This is a genomic window from Streptococcus sp. 544, from assembly GCF_013277385.1.
In the GTDB taxonomy this organism is placed as follows: Bacteria; Bacillota; Bacilli; order Lactobacillales; family Streptococcaceae; genus Streptococcus; species Streptococcus mitis_BA.
Genome location: NZ_VMMU01000002.1, coordinates 111,045 through 129,984 on the forward strand (window position 1 = coordinate 111,045; position 18,940 = coordinate 129,984).

The window sequence follows — 18,940 nt, forward strand, 5'->3', positions numbered from 1 at the left end:
TATGTTGCAAATTTATAAATCTTCTAAATTAACTAGCTCCAAACCGTGTTCTGTTAAGCGATAGATGCTTGAACAGACCTCTTTTAAGAAACGACGGTCATGCGAAACAGTGATGAGACCGCCTGGATAGGTTGCAAAGAGTTTTCTGATTTGGGGTTGAGAAGTTGGAGAAAAGTTTCGTGTGGGTTCATCCAGAAGGAGAAAGTTTGGTTTGCGCAAGACTAAATCCAAAAGCAGGAGTTTACCCTGTTGTCCGCCAGATAAGGAGCGAATTTGATGCTGCATTTCTGGATAACTGAAATTGAGACTGGCTAAGTGAGATTGGATTTTCTGCAGTTCCTCTTTTTCACCAGTTTTGCTGAGATAGGCTATAGGGGATAAATCCAATTGTAGTTTTTTATGGTAATCTTGTGGCATATAACCAAGAGAAATCTCTCTTTTTTGACTTAGCATTTGTTGCAACTTTGCTAACAGAGTTGATTTCCCCATACCATTTGGCCCGATGATACCGATTTTTTCTTGCCCACGGACAGTTAGTTGTAGTTCTTGCACCAAAATTCGCTCGCCAATGGACAAATTCTCTTTTTCCAGTTGGATTAAGACTTTAGAAGCCGGTAATGGCTGTATATCTGAGAAGAAAAGTCTGATTTCTTCCTCTTCAAGTGGTTTTTGGGTCATGGACTGAGCTAGCTTTTCAAAGCGTTTTTCTTGAGATAGAACATTTTTCATCTTTTTAGCCAATAGGCGACCGGCAGTACTGTCTTTGGTAGCTCGAAGTGCAGTCTCTACATGTTGCTTGACTCGCCGATGTTTTTCCATGGTTTTATCGTAGGTTCTTTGATCGTTAGCCGCTTGCTGACTTTGTCTGGCAAAATTAGCCTTTCTCTGCTCACTATAGCGGTCATAGTCTAAATGCTCTACTAACGTTTCTGCTTCTTTACGGTGTTTGACCAGTCGCAAGTGAACAATAGTGTCTGCCGTTTCAGAAAGAAAGTCCTCATCATGGGAGATGAAAATAGCAGTTTGCCGAATCTTTTGAATCTGACTTTTTAGCCAATCAACCGTCTCAAGGTCTAGGTCATTTGAAGGTTCATCTAAAAATAGAATCTCAAAGGGTTTGGCTAACTCATGGATGAGCTGAATTTTCAAAGCTTCACCCCCTGATAGACTGCCAATCTCTTGGTCGCTTGCGAAACGATTGCTATCAAAATGCAATTCCTCAGCCAAACGATAGAGGATACTGTAGTCTAAATCAATAGAATCTAAAAAGAAGTAGTCGTGTAAAGTTTTCTTTTTCAGCTCCTCGGGGAGTTTTTGAGGAATGTAGGCTAGTGATTGATGGTCAGACTGGATGTCTCCCCTGATAGTGAAATCAGGCAAAGCTTCCCCCATTAAAGTTTTAAGTAAGGTTGATTTGCCATTTCCTTCCTCTCCAATAATAGCTACCTTTTCCCCATCCTGGATGGTCATGCTTAGATCAGAGACAAGGTCTCGTAAATCTTTGTTTTGTGTGATGGTCAGGTGATTGATTTTTATCATATGATTGCCCTTTCTAGAATGTCCATAGTGCATAACAAAAAGCTCTACTTTACCTAGTAGAGCCCAAAGTCTATGTCAAAAAAACTCTATGAAAATGCCAGAAAAAAGAGCATAAAAGAGCACACAAAAAGAGACAAAAACAAGATCTACTAAATAAAGGTTCTTTATTTGATAGACTTAGTTGTTCATGTCTCCCTTACCTCCGAGTATTAGTATCTTTATACTATACCTTTAAGGAAATTTTGTCAACAGAAAACTGGAAATTCTATGCTCTAAAATCCGTGTGGTAGGCATTAGTAATGAGTTCTTTGTCTTCCATGTGAGTATCTTCCTTGCTCTGATGTATTCTTGCCTATAGTATAGAACTAAAAAAATGACATAGTAAACATGTTAAAAACTCGAATGTTAATTACAAAGTTTGCTGTGCTGATTTGTAGCCTTTTCATGGTATAATCAAGAGAGTAAATCTTTATGGAGGAAGTATGAAATTAAATATTCAAGAAATTCGTAAGCAGTCTGAAGGCTTGCATTTTGAACAAGCGTTAGATTTAGTTGCTGACCTACGTGCACGTAATCAAGAAATTTTAGATGTAAAAGATATCCTTGCAGTTGGGAAAGTCCAATATGAAGACCGTATGTATTTCTTAGATTATCAGTTGTCTTATACCATTGTCCTTGCTTCAAGTCGTAGTATGGAGCCAGTTGAGTTGGCTGAATCTTATCCAGTCACAGAAGTTTTCATGGAAGGCGCAACTAACCAGCTAGATCAAGAAGTTTTAGACGATGATTTGGTCTTGCCTATCGAAAATGGAGAACTTGACCTTGCTGAGAGCGTGTCAGACAATATCCTACTAAACATTCCTATCAAGGTCTTGACGGCTGAAGAAGAAGCTGGTCAAGGTTTTGTGTCAGGAAATGACTGGCAAATCATGACAGAAGAAGAATACCAAGCCCAACAAGCGGTTAAGAAAGAAGAAAACAGTCCTTTTGCTGGCTTACAAGGACTATTTGATGGAGACGAATAATGGTCTTGTCAAAAAAACGCGCACGAAAGGTGCTAGAAGAAATTATTGCTCTTTTTCCAGATGCCAAGCCCAGTCTTGATTTTACCAATCATTTTGAACTACTAGTTGCGGTCATGTTGTCAGCTCAGACAACAGATGCAGCGGTAAATAAGGCCACACCAGGTCTCTTTGCTGCCTTTCCAACGCCACAAGCCATGTCTGTGGCGACAGAGGGTGAGATTGCTTCACATATTTCTCGCCTGGGACTGTATCGGAATAAGGCTAAATTCCTTAAAAAATGTGCCCAACAGTTACTAGACGATTTTTATGGCCAAGTTCCTCAAACACGTGAGGAATTAGAGAGTTTGGCAGGTGTTGGTCGCAAGACAGCCAATGTTGTTATGAGTGTAGGATTTGGGATTCCAGCTTTTGCAGTGGATACTCATGTAGAGCGTATTTGCAAACACCACGATATCGTCAAAAAATCAGCGACACCACTTGAGGTGGAAAAGCGGGTCATGGATATCTTGCCGCCTGAGCAGTGGTTAGCAGCTCATCAGGCCATGATTTATTTTGGAAGATCCATTTGCCATCCTAAAAATCCAGAGTGTGACCAGTACCCACAGTTATATGATTTTAGCAATTTATAAGATGGGGTTTCAAAAGTTTTTGCTTGATTTTAGGCTCGCTTTGTGCTATAGTAATTGATAATTAAATATTCCTTTAAACCTGTCCCGTGAGGCAGGCAAGGAGCGTGATAAAGTAGAAGGGTGAAGTCTATACTGTTTGTAGTAGGGCTTACTTAGCTATACATTTCAAGTCTCCTTGTTTAAGGAGACTTTTCTTTTTGGAGGTTTGTCATGAAGGCAAAAGAAGTTGTAGACGAATTGACCGTCAAACGAGCGATTACGCGTATTACTTATGAGATTATCGAACGCAACAAAGATTTGAATAAAATCGTCTTGGCTGGTATTAAAACTCGCGGTGTCTTTATCGCCTACCGAATCCAAGAACGTTTGGAGCAGCTAGAAAATCTTTCAGTTCCTGTTGTGGAATTGGATACCAAACCTTTCCGTGATGATGTTAAAAGTGGAGAAGATACTTCTTTGGTTTCTGTCGATGTGACAGACCGCGAAGTTATCTTGGTGGACGATGTGCTTTATACAGGCCGCACTATCCGTGCTGCTATTGATAATATTGTAGGTCATGGTCGTCCTGCGCGCGTGAGTTTAGCAGTTCTAGTAGATCGTGGACATAGAGAATTGCCAATCCGTCCAGATTACGTTGGAAAAAATATCCCAACCAGTCGTTCTGAAGAAATCATCGTAGAGATGACAGAACTTGATGGCCAAGACAGAGTTCTGATTACTGAAGAAGCTTAGAAAGCTAAAGGAGTAGCCATGTCAGAAAATCAACAAGCATTGAACCATGTGGTGTCCATGGAAGACCTCACTGTCGATCAAGTGATGAAATTGATCAAGCGAGGAATTGAGTTTAAAAACGGAGCTCAGCTTCCCTATGAAGACCACCCGATTGTTTCCAATCTTTTCTTTGAGGATTCTACACGGACGCATAAGTCCTTTGAAGTGGCAGAGATTAAATTGGGATTGGAACGACTTGACTTTGATGTGAAGACTAGTTCAGTCAATAAGGGTGAGACACTTTATGATACCATTTTGACTCTGTCTGCTTTAGGAGTGGATGTCTGTGTGATTCGCCACCCTGAGGTTGACTACTACAGAGAGTTAATTGCAAGTCCAACGATTACGACTTCCATCATCAATGGTGGAGATGGTTCGGGCCAACACCCTAGCCAGAGCTTGCTTGATTTGATGACTATTTATGAGGAATTTGGTCACTTTGAGGGTCTTAAGGTTGCTATTGCAGGTGACTTGGACCACTCACGCGTTGCTAAATCCAATATGCAGATTTTGAAACGCTTGGGAGCTGAACTTTACTTTGCTGGACCTGAGGAATGGAGAAGTCAAGAGTTTGCAGACTATGGACAGTTTGTAACTATTGATGAAATCATTGATCAGGTGGATGTCATGATGTTTCTCCGTGTGCAACATGAACGCCATGATAGTGGTGCAGTCTTTTCCAAAGAAGACTACCATGCCCAACATGGCTTAACACAAGAACGTTACGAGCGCTTGAAAGAAACAGCAATCCTTATGCACCCAGCTCCAGTCAATCGTGATGTAGAAATCGCAGACCACTTGGTTGAAGCACCAAAATCACGGATTGTCCAACAAATGACCAATGGTGTTTTTGTTCGAATGGCAATCTTAGAATCCGTACTGGCGAGTAGAAACGCCAACTAAAACACAAGACGTTAAAAGACGCCAGTGAGCGTCCACGAGAGGTGAAAATATGACAAAAAGACTTCTAGTATTAGAAGATGGCACAGTTTTTGAAGGCAAGGCCTTCGGAGCAGATATTGATGTAACAGGCGAAATCGTCTTTAATACAGGCATGACCGGCTACCAAGAATCCATTACAGACCAGTCTTATAATGGACAAATCTTGACCTTTACTTATCCTTTGGTAGGAAATTATGGAATCAACCGTGATGATTACGAATCCATTATTCCAACTTGTAAGGGAGTCGTTGTTTTTGAAGAAGCGCGTCGAGCAAGCAACTGGCGCAACCAAATGACGCTAGATGAATTTTTGAAAGCCAAGAAAATTCCGGGTATTTCCGGGATTGATACGCGTGCACTTACCAAGATTATCCGTAAGCATGGTACCATGCGTGCAACTTTGACTCATGTTGGGGACAGCATGGATCATGTGACGGACCAGCTCCAAGCAACAGTTTTGCCGACAGACAATATCAAGCAGGTTTCTACTAAAACATCCTATCCAGCTCCAGGAGTTGGTTTGAGCGTGGTGCTAGTGGACTTTGGTCTCAAGCACTCAATCTTACGTGAACTTTCTAAGCGTAATTGTAACGTGACGGTTGTTCCTTATTCGACAACGGCAGAAGAAATTCTCCATCTCAATCCTGACGGAGTTATGTTGTCAAATGGTCCAGGTAACCCCGAAGATGTTCCACAGGCACTGGATATGATTCGCGGTGTACAAGGAAAAATTCCAATCTTTGGTATTTGTATGGGACACCAACTCTTTGCTATGGCAAACGGGGCTAAGACTTACAAGATGAAGTTTGGTCACCGTGGATTTAACCACGCGGTACGTGAAATTGCTACAGGACGTGTGGATTTTACAAGTCAAAACCATGGTTATGCAGTCAGCCGTGAGGATTTGCCAGAGCATTTGATTATCACCCACGAAGAAATCAATGACAAGTCAGTTGAAGGAGTTCGTCACAGATACCAACCTGCTTTCTCTGTTCAATACCATCCAGATGCAGCCCCTGGTCCACACGACGCAAGCTACCTATTTGATGAGTTTATCGAGATGATGGAAGCTTTTAAACAATCAAACTAAGAACGAGTAAAAGCTCGTCGGAGAATTTATTTAACTGAACACGGACGGAAAGCTCGGAATTTAGAGAAACCAACTTGGATTGTCAATCCTTCCTTAGTTTCCTAAAATTCAATCGCTTTCTATTCGTCCTTTGTATCTTATTTAATGTCGCTCTGTGAGGCGACGAATAGAAAGGCAGGTCGTTTCTTTTAGTCGCTATCAGGCGAACTAAAAACTCCCTGCACTAGATTTTTTACCGAAAAGTATCGTTTCGCTAAAAAATCGTTGGAGAATTTATTTAATGTCGCCCTGAGAGGCGACGAATAGAAAGGAGAAGATACATTGTTCGCGGAAGTGAACACGCCCTAAGAACTGTGTGAAAAAGCTAAACATCGTCTCGACGCTGAAGGCGTCTGCACCGAGTTTCCTATTTTCACTGTGTTCTTTACGGGCTTTGTATCATAAACTATGCCTAAACGTACTGATATTCAAAAAATTATGGTGATTGGTTCTGGTCCGATTATTATTGGTCAGGCTGCTGAGTTTGACTACGCTGGGACCCAGGCTTGCTTGTCTTTGAAAGAGGAAGGTTATGAGGTTGTTTTGGTTAACTCAAATCCTGCAACTATCATGACGGACAAGGAAATTGCTGATAAGGTTTACATCGAACCGATTACACTTGAGTTTGTGACACGTATTCTTCGTAAGGAACATCCAGATGCCTTGCTACCAACACTCGGTGGTCAGACAGGTCTCAACATGGCCATGGAATTGTCTAAAAATGGTATCCTCGATGAGCTTGGTGTTGAACTTCTGGGTACTAAATTATCTGCCATTGACCAAGCCGAGGACCGTGATCTCTTTAAACAATTGATGGAAGAGCTCAACCAACCAATCCCAGAATCTGAAATTGTCAACACAGTAGACGAAGCAGTTGCCTTTGCAGCGACAATTGGTTACCCAGTTATCGTTCGTCCAGCCTTTACCCTTGGTGGTACTGGTGGTGGTATGTGTGCCAACGAGGAAGAATTGCGTGAAATCGCTGAAAATGGTTTGAAATTGTCACCTGTCACTCAATGTTTGATTGAGCGTTCGATTGCAGGTTTCAAGGAAATCGAATACGAAGTGATGCGTGACTCAGCTGACAATGCTTTGGTTGTTTGTAACATGGAAAACTTTGACCCAGTTGGGATTCACACAGGGGATTCCATTGTATTTGCCCCTGCGCAAACCATGTCAGACTATGAAAACCAAATGCTACGTGACGCGAGCTTGAGCATCATTCGTGCCCTCAAGATTGAAGGTGGATGTAACGTTCAGCTAGCCCTTGATCCACACAGCTTCAAGTACTATGTCATCGAAGTAAACCCTCGTGTGTCTCGTTCGTCAGCCCTTGCTTCAAAAGCAACAGGTTATCCGATTGCAAAATTGGCTGCCAAGATTGCAGTTGGCTTGACCTTGGATGAGGTGATCAACCCAGTCACAGGTTCAACCTATGCCATGTTTGAACCAGCTCTCGACTATGTCGTTGCCAAGATTCCACGTTTCCCATTTGACAAGTTTGAAAAAGGTGAGCGCCGTCTTGGTACCCAGATGAAGGCAACTGGAGAAGTTATGGCAATCGGTCGAAACATCGAGGAATCTCTTCTTAAGGCTTGCCGCTCCCTTGAAATTGGGGTGCATCACAATGAAATGCCTGAACTTGCAGCAGTTTCTGATGATGCCTTGATTGAAAAAGTAGTCAAAGCCCAGGATGACCGTCTCTTCTACGTATCAGAAGCCATTCGTCGTGGCTACACACCAGAAGAAATTGCAGAGCTTACAAAAATCGATATTTTTTATCTGGATAAACTCCTACATATCTTTGAAATTGAGCAAGAATTGGGCGCTCATCCACAAGATCTAGAAGTCTTGAAAACAGCCAAACTCAATGGTTTCTCAGACCGTAAGATTGCTGAACTATGGGAAACGACCGCTGATCACGTTCGCCAACTTCGTTTGGAAAACAAGATTGTTCCAGTTTATAAGATGGTCGATACTTGTGCGGCAGAATTTGACTCTGAAACACCATACTTCTATTCAACCTATGGATGGGAAAATGAATCTATCAAGTCTGATAAGGAATCCGTCCTTGTTCTAGGTTCAGGTCCAATCCGTATCGGTCAAGGGGTTGAGTTTGACTACGCAACTGTTCACTCGGTTAAGGCTATTCAGGCGGCTGGCTATGAAGCCATCATCATGAACTCAAACCCAGAGACCGTTTCTACAGACTTCTCTGTTTCAGATAAGCTTTACTTTGAGCCATTAACTTTTGAAGATGTCATGAATGTTATCGATTTGGAGCAACCAAAAGGTGTTATCGTTCAGTTCGGTGGTCAAACAGCCATCAACCTTGCGGAGCCATTGGCAAAAGCAGGTGTGACTATTTTAGGAACGCAAGTCGCTGACCTAGACCGAGCTGAAGACCGTGACCTCTTTGAGCAAGCTCTTAAAGATTTGGATATTCCACAGCCACCAGGACAAACGGCTACCAATGAAGAAGAAGCAGTTCTTGCGGCTCGTAAGATTGGCTTCCCAGTTCTTGTCCGCCCATCTTATGTACTTGGTGGACGTGCCATGGAAATCGTTGAAAACGAAGAAGACCTTCGCTCTTACATGCGAACTGCTGTTAAGGCTAGTCCAGACCACCCAGTTCTTGTTGACTCATACATCGTTGGGCAAGAGTGCGAAGTTGATGCCATCTCAGACGGAGAAAATGTCCTTATCCCTGGTATCATGGAGCATATCGAACGTGCTGGTGTCCACTCAGGTGACTCAATGGCCGTTTACCCTCCACAAACCTTGTCGCAAAAGGTTCAGGAAACCATTGCAGACTACACTAAACGCCTAGCAATTGGTCTTAACTGCCTTGGAATGATGAACATCCAGTTTGTTATCAAGGATGAAAAAGTCTACGTTATTGAGGTCAATCCACGTGCCAGCCGTACGGTTCCATTTCTTTCTAAAGTGACCAATATCCCTATGGCTCAAGTAGCAACCAAGCTCATTCTTGGTCAAAAACTTGAAGAACTTGACTACCAAGATGGACTTTACCCTGAAAGCACCCGCGTTCATATCAAGGCACCTGTCTTCTCCTTCACGAAACTAGCTAAGGTAGACAGCTTACTTGGTCCTGAAATGAAGTCAACAGGGGAAGTTATGGGTTCTGATACGACTTTGGAAAAAGCTCTCTATAAGGCCTTTGAAGCTTCTTACCTCCACTTGCCAACTTTTGGTAACGTTGTATTTACCATCGCTGATGATGCCAAAGAAGAGGCCTTGGACTTGGCTCGTCGTTTCCAAAATATTGGCTATGGAATCCTTGCGACAGAAGGGACAGCAGCCTTCTTTGCTAGTCATGGCTTGCAAGCCCAACATGTTGGTAAGATTGGTGATGACGATAAGGATATTCCAAGTTTTGTTCGTAAAGGAAGAATTCAAGCTATTATTAACACAGTAGGAACCAAACGAACTGCTGATGAAGATGGAGAGCAAATCCGCCGTTCAGCGATTGAACACGGAGTGCCACTCTTCACAGCCCTAGATACAGCTAACGCCATGCTCAAAGTATTGGAAAGCCGTAGTTTTGTCACAGAAGCTATTTAATACCCAATGAAAATCAAAGAGCAAACTAGGAAGCTAGCCGCAGGCTGTACTTGAGTACGGCAAGGTTAAACTGACACGGTTTGAAGAGATTTTCGAAGAGTACAAATAGGAAAATAAGTTGGACAAAAAGTCTTTAAGAAGATAAGGAAAACGCATAATATCAGGTGTTGAAACCTTGATATTATGCGTTTTATTGTGGGAATATTTACTTCATTTTCTACTAAAATTATGTTTTTGAATAACCTCTATCTTAGTAGTTTGTATGGTCGCCCTCAATCAGCTTTTGCGATAAGCTTTAATACTGTGACTATACCACTCTTGCATTTCCTTTGATGGTGGTGTCATATAATCCCCATACATCTGAGTTAAAAATTGGTCATATTTTTTTGGAACTGGTAACATACGACCTTCAAACTCAGTTAAGATGAGTTCTTTAAAGGTATCAACTGGGAAGACTTCTTTCATTCCTTCCTTACCGATCCCAACTCCTCCTTCATATTGAGGAGTGCTGGTTGCAGCATTTTTGATTAGCTGATCAATTTTCTTGTAAAAGTAACGGGGATTGACCACTCGGAGGGCGTACCAGCTACATAATCTTAGAAAATCTTTTAATTTGCTGTCACCGTGAACTGCGCGTGATTTTTTGATATAAGCTAGTTGACGAAGGGCCACATACTTATAGCTCTTGTCGACAATGCTCAGGTCTGTAAAGCGATCAATTGGGAAGACATCGATGAAAAGGCTGGTGTCATGACGCTTGTACTTAACATGGTCTTCGATAACAGTAGAAGTATCCAAAATCGATGCGAAATTATGGAAGTACCAAGAAGAAGTGTCGTAGGAGAGAACCTTATAACGTGGATGGTCTTCTTCCTCAATAATCTTCAGTAAGCGCTCATAATCTTCACGATAGAGAGAAATATCAATATCATCATCCCAAGGAATCATACCTTTGTGGCGGATAGCTCCAAGCATGGTTCCATAACTTAGAAAATAAGGAATATCATGTTTCTTACAAGTCTCATCAATATAGTCTAGCAGGGCTAGTTGAATTTCTTTAATTTCTTCTTTTTCTAAATACTGCATCCTAATCCTCCAATTTGTAAGCGTGAAATTCATGACTGTAAAAGCGTTTTTCTTCTGGTGGTAGGGTCATATAATCTCCATAAAATTGTGTCAAAATAGTATCATATTTTTCAGGTGCGGGAAGGCTTAAATTCTCAAAGGGCAAATCGATTGTTTTATCAAAAGTACCACTTGGGAAGACTTCCTTTTCCTTAAATTTAGAAGGAATAAAAGCCATATACTGCCCATTCTCACGGCTATATTTTTGAATTTCTTTCTCGATTTTATGTGCGAAATAACGAGGAGAAACCGGTCGAAGGAGCAACCAAAAGGCTGTTCGTATCCAATCTTTTAAAAGGCTATCCTTATAGACAATATTTTTATGTTTACTGAAAGACAGAAGTTTGAAGCTTTCCAGCTTATAACAAATATCAATGACCTTAGGGTCATCAAAGCGATCCATAGGGAAAATATCGATAAAAACACCTGACTCATAGGTTTTTGTATTTCGAGTATCGATTATTTTAGTTGTACTGTCGGTTATTTTGATAAAGTTATTAAAGTAGTTTTTATCAGTTTCTAAGGATAAAAGTTTGTATTTACTTTTTTCCTTTTGAAAGATGTTAATAAATCGTTGGTAGTCTTCTCGAGGCATGGATAAATCAATATCGTCGTCCCAAGGAATAAAGCCTTGATGTCGAACTGCCCCAATCAGAGTACCGTAGTTAATAATATAGTTGATATTGTGCTTTTTACATAGAGTATCAATATAATCCAAAATTTCTAATTCAATTTGTTTGGCATCTTCAATGGTTAGTTGTTTCATTTTAAACTCCTATGATTTTTTGAATTTATTTTTTAAGGCTAGGACATGGTTTAAAAATTCATAGAAAATGCTATCTTTTGTGAAGAAAAGTAGACTAATATAAGAGATAGCAGATAGCAAGACAATCAAACCAGTATTAATCAAAAATGGCAAATTAATGACCATATCCACAGGATACACGAAATTGATCAGGAAATAAATTCCTACAAAGGAAAGTGAAAAGAGAGAGTATCGAATAGTATAGCTAAAGATATGTCCCAAGTGGATGAGCTGTTTTCTATGGATGAAAATGATATAGAAAACAAGTAGAGAGGCCTCTGATAGCATAGTTGTCAGTAAGTAGTATTCAGGAGCCACGATATGGTTGAAAAAGAGGAGACTATTTAAGCCCAAATTGAGTAGCCCAGCAAAGACTGTATAGACTGTGATACGTTTTTCATAGCCATTTGTAAAGAGAATTTGTGAACCAAGAATGGTATCTAGTGCCAGGATAATCGTACGAAAAGCGAAGAGAGAGGTTAAGATACCGCCTCCGATATATTTTTCACTACCGTAAAGTAGGATGGCATTTGGTCCTAAGACCATGAGCCCAAAACTGAGTGGGATGATAAAGAAGTTAAAGATTCGACTGCCTCTGTTAACAAGTGCGACATAAGCTTCCTTATCGCCTTTTCCTAGATAGTAACTGAGACGAGGGACACTCACTCCGATAGCTCCTGTTACAACACCAGCAATAACGGTCACAATTCGTTGAGCTATGGTGTAGTAACTAACGTTGACATCAATCCCTGTTTTAACGAGGAAGAGACGGTCCAAAAATGTGAAGAGCATATTGGCATTGGCAAAGACCAACATGGCTGTCAGAGGGAGAAAGAGCGGTTTAAAATCACTTAGGTGAATCTTAACAAGCTTAATGTCTCTTTTAATCCAAAAATAACTAATCAGATAGTTAATTAGTGTCGATAAACTCATCACAAGTGTATAAACAACAATATCGTGTTCATTTTTGACAAACAGGAAAATAGAGACCAGCATCAGGATACGGATGAAGGCAGTTTTGTAAAAGAGAAAACTGTAATTTTCTAGAGCTTCATTGACCCATTCGATTGAAAAAATCTGGGCAATGAGTTGAATCCCCATAACAAGGTAGACTTTTTTGACGATTGGATTATCTGTAAAGAAGAGAGGATAGGCAAGGATATAGACAGCGGTAGTCAAAATCGTACAAGCAATGCACAAATAAAAAAGACTGGAGAAGGTTCTATTCAGATCTTTTTTGTTATCCTTGACATTACTGATGGCCCGTAAACCGTAGTTATAGACCCCATAAGTCGCAAAGGGCAAGAAAAATGACAAAATAGTGTCGACAGAGTTGAAGTAACCATAGCCAGTTCGGTCCAAGACACGCGCGACATAGGTTCCAGTTAGGATGGGAAAAATAATATTTAAGACACGAATTCCCATGTAAGATAGAGCATTTAATTTTATACTTTTCATTCAATTTACCTCGTTTTTCATTATATCATAAAGTCAGCTAATAAGAAATGAAGGGCAGTAATACTCTTCGAAAATCAAATTCAAACCACGTCAGCGTCGCCTTACCGTACTCAAGTACAGCTTACGGCTAGCTTCCTAGTTTGCTTTTTGATTTTCATTGAGTATAAGTCAAGTAATCACTTTGAAGTTTCAAATCTTAATTTTAAGTTTTCTTTAAGGAAAGTATATTATTCTGAAGAACTCTAAAATTTCACAGCCATTTATTGGTAATGACTACAGAATTCCTAGTCATTACTAGAAATGGACTAGTTTCTTTGAATAATAGAACTCCTTAATCCTTCTATTCTAGAACGGGAGGGCCGGTATTTCTTTCATGATAGGACTAGATTGTGGTATAATAGAGAGAATAAGTTTTTTTAGTAAGACAAAGGAGAAAATAGATGATTTATGCAGGAATTCTTGCTGGTGGAACTGGCACACGCATGGGAATCAGTAACTTGCCAAAACAATTTTTAGAGCTAGGTGATCGACCTATTTTGATTCATACAATTGAAAAATTTGTCTTGGAACCAAGTATTGAAAAAATTGTGGTTGGGGTTCATGGAGACTGGGTTTCTCATGCAGAAGATCTTGTAGATAAATATCTGCCTCTTCATAAGGAACGTATCATCATTACAAAGGGTGGTGCTGACCGCAATACAAGTATTGAAAAAATCATTGAAGCTATCGATGCTTATCGTCCGCTTACTCCAGAGGACATCGTTGTTACCCACGATTCTGTTCGTCCATTCATTACGCTTCGCATGATTCAGGACAATATCCAACTTGCCCACAATCATGACGCAGTGGACACAGTGGTAGAAGCGGTTGATACTATCGTTGAAAGTACCAATGGTCAATTCATTACAGATATTCCAAATCGTGCTCACCTTTATCAAGGACAAACACCTCAAACATTCCGTTGCAAGGACTTCATGGACCTTTATGGCTCTCTTTCTGCTGAAGAGAAAGAAATCTTGACAGATGCATGTAAAATCTTTGTCATTAAAGGAAAAGATGTAGCCTTGGCCAAGGGTGAATACTCAAATCTGAAGATTACAACCGTAACAGATTTGAAGATTGCAAAAAGTATGATTGAGAAAGACTAGTAAAATGATTAATCAAATTTATCAACTAACTAAGCCTAAGTTTATCAATGTCAAATATCAGGAAGAGGCTATTGACCAAGAGAATCATATCCTCATCCGCCCTAATTATATGGCGGTCTGTCATGCGGATCAGCGTTACTACCAAGGAAAACGTGATCCAAAGATTTTGAATAAAAAACTTCCAATGGCAATGATTCACGAGTCATGTGGAACCGTTATTTCTGACCCGACAGGAACCTACGAGGTTGGGCAAAAAGTTGTCATGATTCCCAATCATCCTCCTATGCAGAGTGATGAAGAATTCTATGAGAACTACATGACAGGGACTCATTTCTTGTCTAGTGGATTTGATGGCTTTATGAGAGAGTTTGTTTCTCTTCCTAAAGATCGTGTGGTGGCTTATGATGCTATTGAAGATACGGTTGCAGCCATTACAGAGTTTGTCAGTGTTGGCATGCATGCCATGAATCGCTTATTGACCCTTGCTCATAGCAAGCGGGACCGAATCGCCGTTATCGGAGATGGAAGTCTAGCATTTGTGGTTGCCAATATTATCAATTATACTTTGCCAGAAGCAGAGATTGTGGTTATTGGTCGTCATTGGGAAAAATTGGAACTTTTCTCTTTTGCCAAAGAATGCTATATTACTGATAATATTCCTGAAGATTTGGCCTTTGACCATGCTTTTGAGTGTTGTGGTGGTGATGGTACTGGACCGGCTATAAATGACCTGATTCGCTACATTCGTCCTCAGGGAACGATTCTCATGATGGGAGTTAGCGAATATAAAGTCAATCTCAATACTCGCGATGCCTTAGAAAAAGGCTTGCTCTTGGTTGGTTCCTCTCGTTCTGGTCGCATTGATTTTGAAAATGCCATCCAAATGATGGAAGTCAAGAAATTTGCCAATCGTCTTAAAAATATCCTTTATCTAGAAGAACCTGTAAGAGAAATTAAAGATATTCACCGTGTCTTTGCGACCGATTTAAACACAGCCTTTAAAACCGTGTTTAAGTGGGAAGTATAAGTGCTGGAGGTTAATTGTGGAGAAAATCATTAAAGAGAAAATTTCTTCCTTACTTAGTCAAGAAGAGGAAGTCCTCAGTGTTGAACAACTGGGGGGAATGACCAATCAAAACTATTTGGTCAAAACAACAAATAAGCAATACATTGTTAAGTTCTTTGGTAAAGGGACAGAAAAGCTTATTAATCGTAAAGATGAAAAGTACAATCTTGAACTACTAAAGGATTTAGACTTAGATGTAAAAAATTATCTTTTTGATATTGAAGCTGGTATCAAAGTAAATGAGTATATCGAATCTGCGATTACGCTTGATTCAAGGTCAATCAAGACCAAATTTGATAAAATTGCTCCAATATTACAAACCATTCATGCTTCTGGCAAGGAATTAAGAGGAGAATTTGCTCCTTTTGAAGAAATCAAAAAATACGAATCCTTGATTGAAGAGAAAATCCCTTATGCCAACTATGAAACTGTTCGAGAAGAAGTCTTCTCCTTAGAGAAAAGACTGGCTGACTTAGGTGTTGACAGAAAATCTTGTCATATCGATTTGGTGCCTGAAAACTTTATCGAATCACCTCAAGGACGACTTTATCTGATTGACTGGGAATATTCATCAATGAACGATCCAATGTGGGATTTGGCTGCCCTCTTTTTAGAGTCTGAATTCACTCGTCAAGAGGAAGAAGCCTTCTTATCTCACTATGAGAGTGAGCAAACACCTGTCTCTCGTGAAAAGATTGCCATTTATAAAATTTTACAAGATGCTATTTGGAGTCTATGGACTGTCTATAAGGAAGAGCAAGGTGCAGATTTTGGTGACTATGGTGTGAGTCGTTACCAAAGAGCTGTTAAAGGTTTGTCATATTATGGAGGTTTAGATGAAAAATAAAAATGGAGTTTCTTTTGGTCTACTCTCAGGTATTTTCTGGGGTTTAGGTCTAACGATTAGTGCTTATATCTTTTCGATTTTTACAGATTTGTCGCCCTTTGTGGTGGCCGCTGCTCACGATTTCTTGAGTATCTTTATCTTACTAGCTTTTCTCTTGGTAAAAGAAGGAAAAGTTCGTCTCTCAATTTTCTTAAATATTCGCAATGTTAGTGTTATCATCGGAGCCTTGCTAGCAGGCCCTATCGGTATGCAGGCCAATCTTTACGCAGTTAAGTATATCGGAAGTTCCTTAGCTTCATCTGTATCGGCTATTTACCCTGCGATTTCAGTTTTATTGGCTTTCTTCTTTTTAAAGCACAAGATTTCAAAAAATACTGTGTTTGGGATTGTCTTGATTATTGCAGGGATTATTGCTCAAACCTATAAGGTTGAACAGGTCAATTCCTTCTACATTGGTATTCTCTGTGCTTTGGTTTGTGCTATTGCATGGGGAAGCGAGAGTGTTCTTAGCTCCTTTGCTATGGAAAGTGAATTGAGTGAAATCGAAGCCCTCTTAATCCGTCAAGTAACTTCATTCTTGTCCTATCTTGTGATTGTGCTCTTCTCTCATCAGTCATTTGCAGAAGTGGCCAATGGACAATTGCTAGGTCTTATGATTGTCTTTGCAGCCTTTGATATGATTTCCTACTTGGCTTATTATATCGCTATCAATCGCTTGCAACCAGCCAAGGCTACAGGCTTGAACGTGAGTTATGTAGTTTGGACTGTCTTGTTTGCAGTTGTTTTCTTGGGTGCACCGCTAGATATGCTGACAATTATTACGTCACTTGTCGTCATTGCCGGAGTTTATATTATTATTAAAGAATAAAGGAGATTCGTGTGAAAGCCATCATTTTAGCAGCGGGATTGGGAACTCGCTTGCGTCCTATGACTGAAAATACCCCTAAAGCCTTGGTTCAGGTTAATCAAAAACCTTTGATTGAATACCAGATTGAGTTTCTCAAAGAAAAAGGAATCCATGACATCATCATCATCGTTGGTTACCTTAAAGAACAATTCGATTACTTAAAAGAAAAATACGGTGTTCGCCTCGTTTTCAATGATAAATACGCTGACTACAACAACTTTTACTCTCTCTATCTTGTAAAAGAAGAATTGGCCAACAGTTATGTTATTGATGCAGATAACTATCTCTTTAAAAATATGTTCCGCAATGATCTGACACGTTCGACTTATTTTAGTGTTTATCGTGAAGATTGTACCAACGAATGGTTCTTGGTCTATGGAGATGACTATAAGGTTCAAGACATTACTGTTGATAGCAAGGCAGGCCGCATCCTTAGTGGTGTATCCTTCTGGGATGCTCCAACTGCAGAAAAAATTGTCAGCTTTATTGACAAGGCTTATGAAAGTGGAGAATTTGTTGATCTCTATTGGGATAATATGGTTAAGGATAATATCAAAGAACTGGATGTCTATGTTGAAGAATTAGAAGGCAACAGCATCTATGAGATCGATAGTGTCCAAGATTATCATAAATTAGAAGAAATTCTTAAAAACGAAAATTAAAAATTTTGTATGTGAGTTATAGTCTCGATAAAAATAGTTACATCAAAATGAAATAGGAATTAGGTGAATCAATTGGGGAAGTCAAATTAGTGTGTTCGTCTCCTATTTCAATCTACTATACAAGAAAAGTGCAAATAAGAAATCTCCAGATTAGGAACCATCAGTGAGTTCTCTAGTTTGGAGATTTTTCAATATACTTCGTTATTGGACGGTTACAATTGAGTGTTATCTAGCTTCCGGCTCATTTATTTGTTGATTTAGCCCCATCCCTATCCAGCGGATATGTCGGTGTAATGGAATCCCTAGACAGAGGCGAAACTAAGTCCTTATTTAGTACTCGATCTGTTCCTTGTTGAACATAAGCCACGATAAGACGTAGCGGTTTATCGCCTATGGATTGCTTTTTATACTGAGTCGGATATAATACTGATGTTCCATCTACTCCTACTAGCCCCCATGCAACGATGTCATAACCTTCTGCTGAGGTTTCAATTCCACCAAAATTTTCATTATGTCCACCTTGAACCAAATACATTTTCAATTGAGAGCCTTGCGGAATATTAGAACTAGAGAATCCATTTGGTGGAGTAGGAATTTTCCCCTTAACTATAGGTTTTTCTCCTGCTTTTCCCTCTACATCTTGTTGAGCAGTCTTTCCTGGATTTAGTGGAGATTCATCAAATTCTGGTTTTGGTAGTTGATACAGAACCTCTTGAATCTTACTAGACACGTGACCGCTTCCTTCAGTTACTGTTAAGGTTGTATTGTATAGCCCATAGAGATTTTTAGGAGACTGACCGGTAATAGTTAAAACAGCTCGTTTTCCATTACTATCAATTCTTGTTTTGATTGTAGCCCAAGTTTTACCGTCCTTACCCACCGTTGGGAACCCTGATAAAGAAATATTTCTAATAGTTCCAGTTTCTACAGTAGCAATATATTTTAAAGGTATCTCGTTTAAGTTTTGACCGTTATATAAATTACGAGTGTCTCTTTCTCTTCCTGAATCATCCCTAGATCTTTTTTCCTTCCCGGTACTTCCTGTAGCAAACCCATAAACAAGCCCGGAAACACTTCTACGATTCCTGGTTCCTCCAGTTTCCTCTGCATCTTTCTTTAGATGAGCAGCCTTTTTATACTCCTCAAGTGCAGCATTAAAGACCTCCTGATTGACAAGCCCATTTTCTGATTGTCCCAATGCTTCGTTGAATTTATCATAGGCTTCCTTGAGTTTTTGAACCTGTTCTGGATTTTCAGTGCTGGTCTTCAGTTCTTGGAGGAGATGATGGATTTTGTCCGATA

15 protein-coding genes and 1 pseudogene are annotated in these 18,940 nt (G+C 40.0%); 11 read left to right on the forward strand and 5 right to left on the reverse strand.

Features of this window, described 5'->3' with window-relative positions; genetic code table 11:
* Positions 1 to 12 precede the first annotated feature (12 nt).
* Positions 13 to 1,572: an ATP-binding cassette domain-containing protein gene (locus HT728_RS01575; protein ID WP_173233405.1), complete on the reverse strand. Its 1,560-nt coding sequence runs from the start codon at positions 1,570 to 1,572 to the stop codon at positions 13 to 15.
* 449 nt (positions 1,573 to 2,021) lie between these two features.
* Between HT728_RS01575 and HT728_RS01580 the strand changes: the two genes are divergently transcribed.
* The 6 genes from HT728_RS01580 to carB all read left to right on the forward strand — a co-directional run bounded on the left by HT728_RS01580 (position 2,022) and on the right by carB (position 9,620).
* Positions 2,022 to 2,564 carry a DUF177 domain-containing protein gene (locus tag HT728_RS01580; protein ID WP_088791026.1) on the forward strand — a complete coding sequence of 181 codons (543 nt, stop codon included), beginning with the start codon at positions 2,022 to 2,024 and terminating at the stop codon, positions 2,562 to 2,564.
* Positions 2,564 to 3,193, forward strand: coding sequence for an endonuclease III (nth, locus tag HT728_RS01585; RefSeq protein ID WP_173233407.1), 630 nt, complete (start codon positions 2,564 to 2,566; stop codon positions 3,191 to 3,193). The genes HT728_RS01580 and nth overlap by 1 nt, the downstream gene beginning before the upstream one ends.
* A gap of 210 nt (positions 3,194 to 3,403) precedes the next feature.
* Positions 3,404 to 3,925, forward strand: a complete 522-nt coding sequence (gene pyrR / locus HT728_RS01590) for a bifunctional pyr operon transcriptional regulator/uracil phosphoribosyltransferase PyrR (protein ID WP_173233409.1) — start codon at positions 3,404 to 3,406, stop codon at positions 3,923 to 3,925.
* A gap of 18 nt (positions 3,926 to 3,943) precedes the next feature.
* Positions 3,944 to 4,867: an aspartate carbamoyltransferase catalytic subunit gene (locus HT728_RS01595; protein WP_173233411.1), complete on the forward strand. Its 924-nt coding sequence runs from the start codon at positions 3,944 to 3,946 to the stop codon at positions 4,865 to 4,867.
* A gap of 49 nt (positions 4,868 to 4,916) precedes the next feature.
* Positions 4,917 to 5,996 (forward strand): carbamoyl phosphate synthase small subunit, encoded by a 1,080-nt coding sequence (locus tag HT728_RS01600; protein ID WP_000166853.1) that lies wholly within the window; start codon positions 4,917 to 4,919, stop codon positions 5,994 to 5,996.
* 447 nt (positions 5,997 to 6,443) lie between these two features.
* Complete coding sequence (gene carB, locus HT728_RS01605) at positions 6,444 to 9,620, forward strand: carbamoyl-phosphate synthase large subunit (RefSeq protein WP_173233413.1); 3,177 nt, start codon at positions 6,444 to 6,446, stop codon at positions 9,618 to 9,620.
* Positions 9,621 to 9,896: 276 nt separating this feature from the next.
* On the opposite strand, the gene HT728_RS01610 is transcribed toward carB, so the two are convergent.
* From HT728_RS01610 to tacF, 3 genes are read right to left on the reverse strand one after another with little or no spacing between them, the layout of a single operon-like run.
* Positions 9,897 to 10,706, reverse strand: a complete 810-nt coding sequence (locus tag HT728_RS01610) for a phosphorylcholine transferase LicD (protein WP_173229056.1) — start codon at positions 10,704 to 10,706, stop codon at positions 9,897 to 9,899.
* A gap of 1 nt (position 10,707) precedes the next feature.
* A complete protein-coding gene (locus HT728_RS01615) occupies positions 10,708 to 11,511 on the reverse strand; it encodes a phosphorylcholine transferase LicD (RefSeq protein WP_173233415.1) in 804 nt (267 codons plus the stop codon).
* Positions 11,512 to 11,520: 9 nt separating this feature from the next.
* Entirely contained in the window at positions 11,521 to 13,008 is a 1,488-nt protein-coding gene (tacF, locus tag HT728_RS01620; RefSeq protein WP_173233417.1) for a type IV teichoic acid flippase TacF, read from the reverse strand.
* 440 nt (positions 13,009 to 13,448) lie between these two features.
* On the opposite strand from tacF, the gene HT728_RS01625 reads away from it, so the two are divergent.
* The 5 genes from HT728_RS01625 to HT728_RS01645 are packed head-to-tail and all read left to right on the forward strand — an operon-like array spanning position 13,449 to position 17,638.
* Positions 13,449 to 14,156 carry a 2-C-methyl-D-erythritol 4-phosphate cytidylyltransferase gene (locus HT728_RS01625; RefSeq protein ID WP_050243224.1) on the forward strand — a complete coding sequence of 236 codons (708 nt, stop codon included), beginning with the start codon at positions 13,449 to 13,451 and terminating at the stop codon, positions 14,154 to 14,156.
* A 4-nt stretch (positions 14,157 to 14,160) separates the two neighbouring features.
* The gene (locus HT728_RS01630; RefSeq protein ID WP_140209064.1) at positions 14,161 to 15,183 is read left to right on the forward strand and encodes a ribitol-5-phosphate dehydrogenase; all 1,023 of its coding nucleotides are present in this window, start codon (positions 14,161 to 14,163) and stop codon (positions 15,181 to 15,183) included.
* A gap of 16 nt (positions 15,184 to 15,199) precedes the next feature.
* Positions 15,200 to 16,069, forward strand: coding sequence for a phosphotransferase (locus tag HT728_RS01635; RefSeq protein WP_173233419.1), 870 nt, complete (start codon positions 15,200 to 15,202; stop codon positions 16,067 to 16,069).
* Complete coding sequence (locus tag HT728_RS01640; RefSeq protein WP_000791828.1) at positions 16,059 to 16,937, forward strand: DMT family transporter; 879 nt, start codon at positions 16,059 to 16,061, stop codon at positions 16,935 to 16,937. Before HT728_RS01635 ends, HT728_RS01640 begins: the two co-directional genes overlap by 11 nt.
* Positions 16,938 to 16,948: 11 nt before the next feature.
* Positions 16,949 to 17,638 (forward strand): sugar phosphate nucleotidyltransferase, encoded by a 690-nt coding sequence (locus HT728_RS01645; protein WP_173233421.1) that lies wholly within the window; start codon positions 16,949 to 16,951, stop codon positions 17,636 to 17,638.
* Between the two features lie 241 nt (positions 17,639 to 17,879).
* Here HT728_RS01645 and HT728_RS01650 read toward each other — a convergent pair.
* Positions 17,880 to 18,940: pseudogene (locus HT728_RS01650) on the reverse strand (hypothetical protein); the annotation flags it as partial.

Coding starts and splice junctions, on each gene's coding strand:
- HT728_RS01575 (WP_173233405.1), bottom strand. CDS start 1,572: ATGCACTATGGACATTCTAGAAAGGGCAATCATATGATAAAAATCAAT.
- HT728_RS01580 (WP_088791026.1), top strand. CDS start 2,022: ATGAAATTAAATATTCAAGAAATTCGTAAGCAGTCTGAAGGCTTGCAT.
- nth (WP_173233407.1), top strand. CDS start 2,564: ATGGTCTTGTCAAAAAAACGCGCACGAAAGGTGCTAGAAGAAATTATT.
- pyrR (WP_173233409.1), top strand. CDS start 3,404: ATGAAGGCAAAAGAAGTTGTAGACGAATTGACCGTCAAACGAGCGATT.
- HT728_RS01595 (WP_173233411.1), top strand. CDS start 3,944: ATGTCAGAAAATCAACAAGCATTGAACCATGTGGTGTCCATGGAAGAC.
- HT728_RS01600 (WP_000166853.1), top strand. CDS start 4,917: ATGACAAAAAGACTTCTAGTATTAGAAGATGGCACAGTTTTTGAAGGC.
- carB (WP_173233413.1), top strand. CDS start 6,444: ATGCCTAAACGTACTGATATTCAAAAAATTATGGTGATTGGTTCTGGT.
- HT728_RS01610 (WP_173229056.1), bottom strand. CDS start 10,706: ATGCAGTATTTAGAAAAAGAAGAAATTAAAGAAATTCAACTAGCCCTG.
- HT728_RS01615 (WP_173233415.1), bottom strand. CDS start 11,511: ATGAAACAACTAACCATTGAAGATGCCAAACAAATTGAATTAGAAATT.
- tacF (WP_173233417.1), bottom strand. CDS start 13,008: ATGAAAAGTATAAAATTAAATGCTCTATCTTACATGGGAATTCGTGTC.
- HT728_RS01625 (WP_050243224.1), top strand. CDS start 13,449: ATGATTTATGCAGGAATTCTTGCTGGTGGAACTGGCACACGCATGGGA.
- HT728_RS01630 (WP_140209064.1), top strand. CDS start 14,161: ATGATTAATCAAATTTATCAACTAACTAAGCCTAAGTTTATCAATGTC.
- HT728_RS01640 (WP_000791828.1), top strand. CDS start 16,059: ATGAAAAATAAAAATGGAGTTTCTTTTGGTCTACTCTCAGGTATTTTC.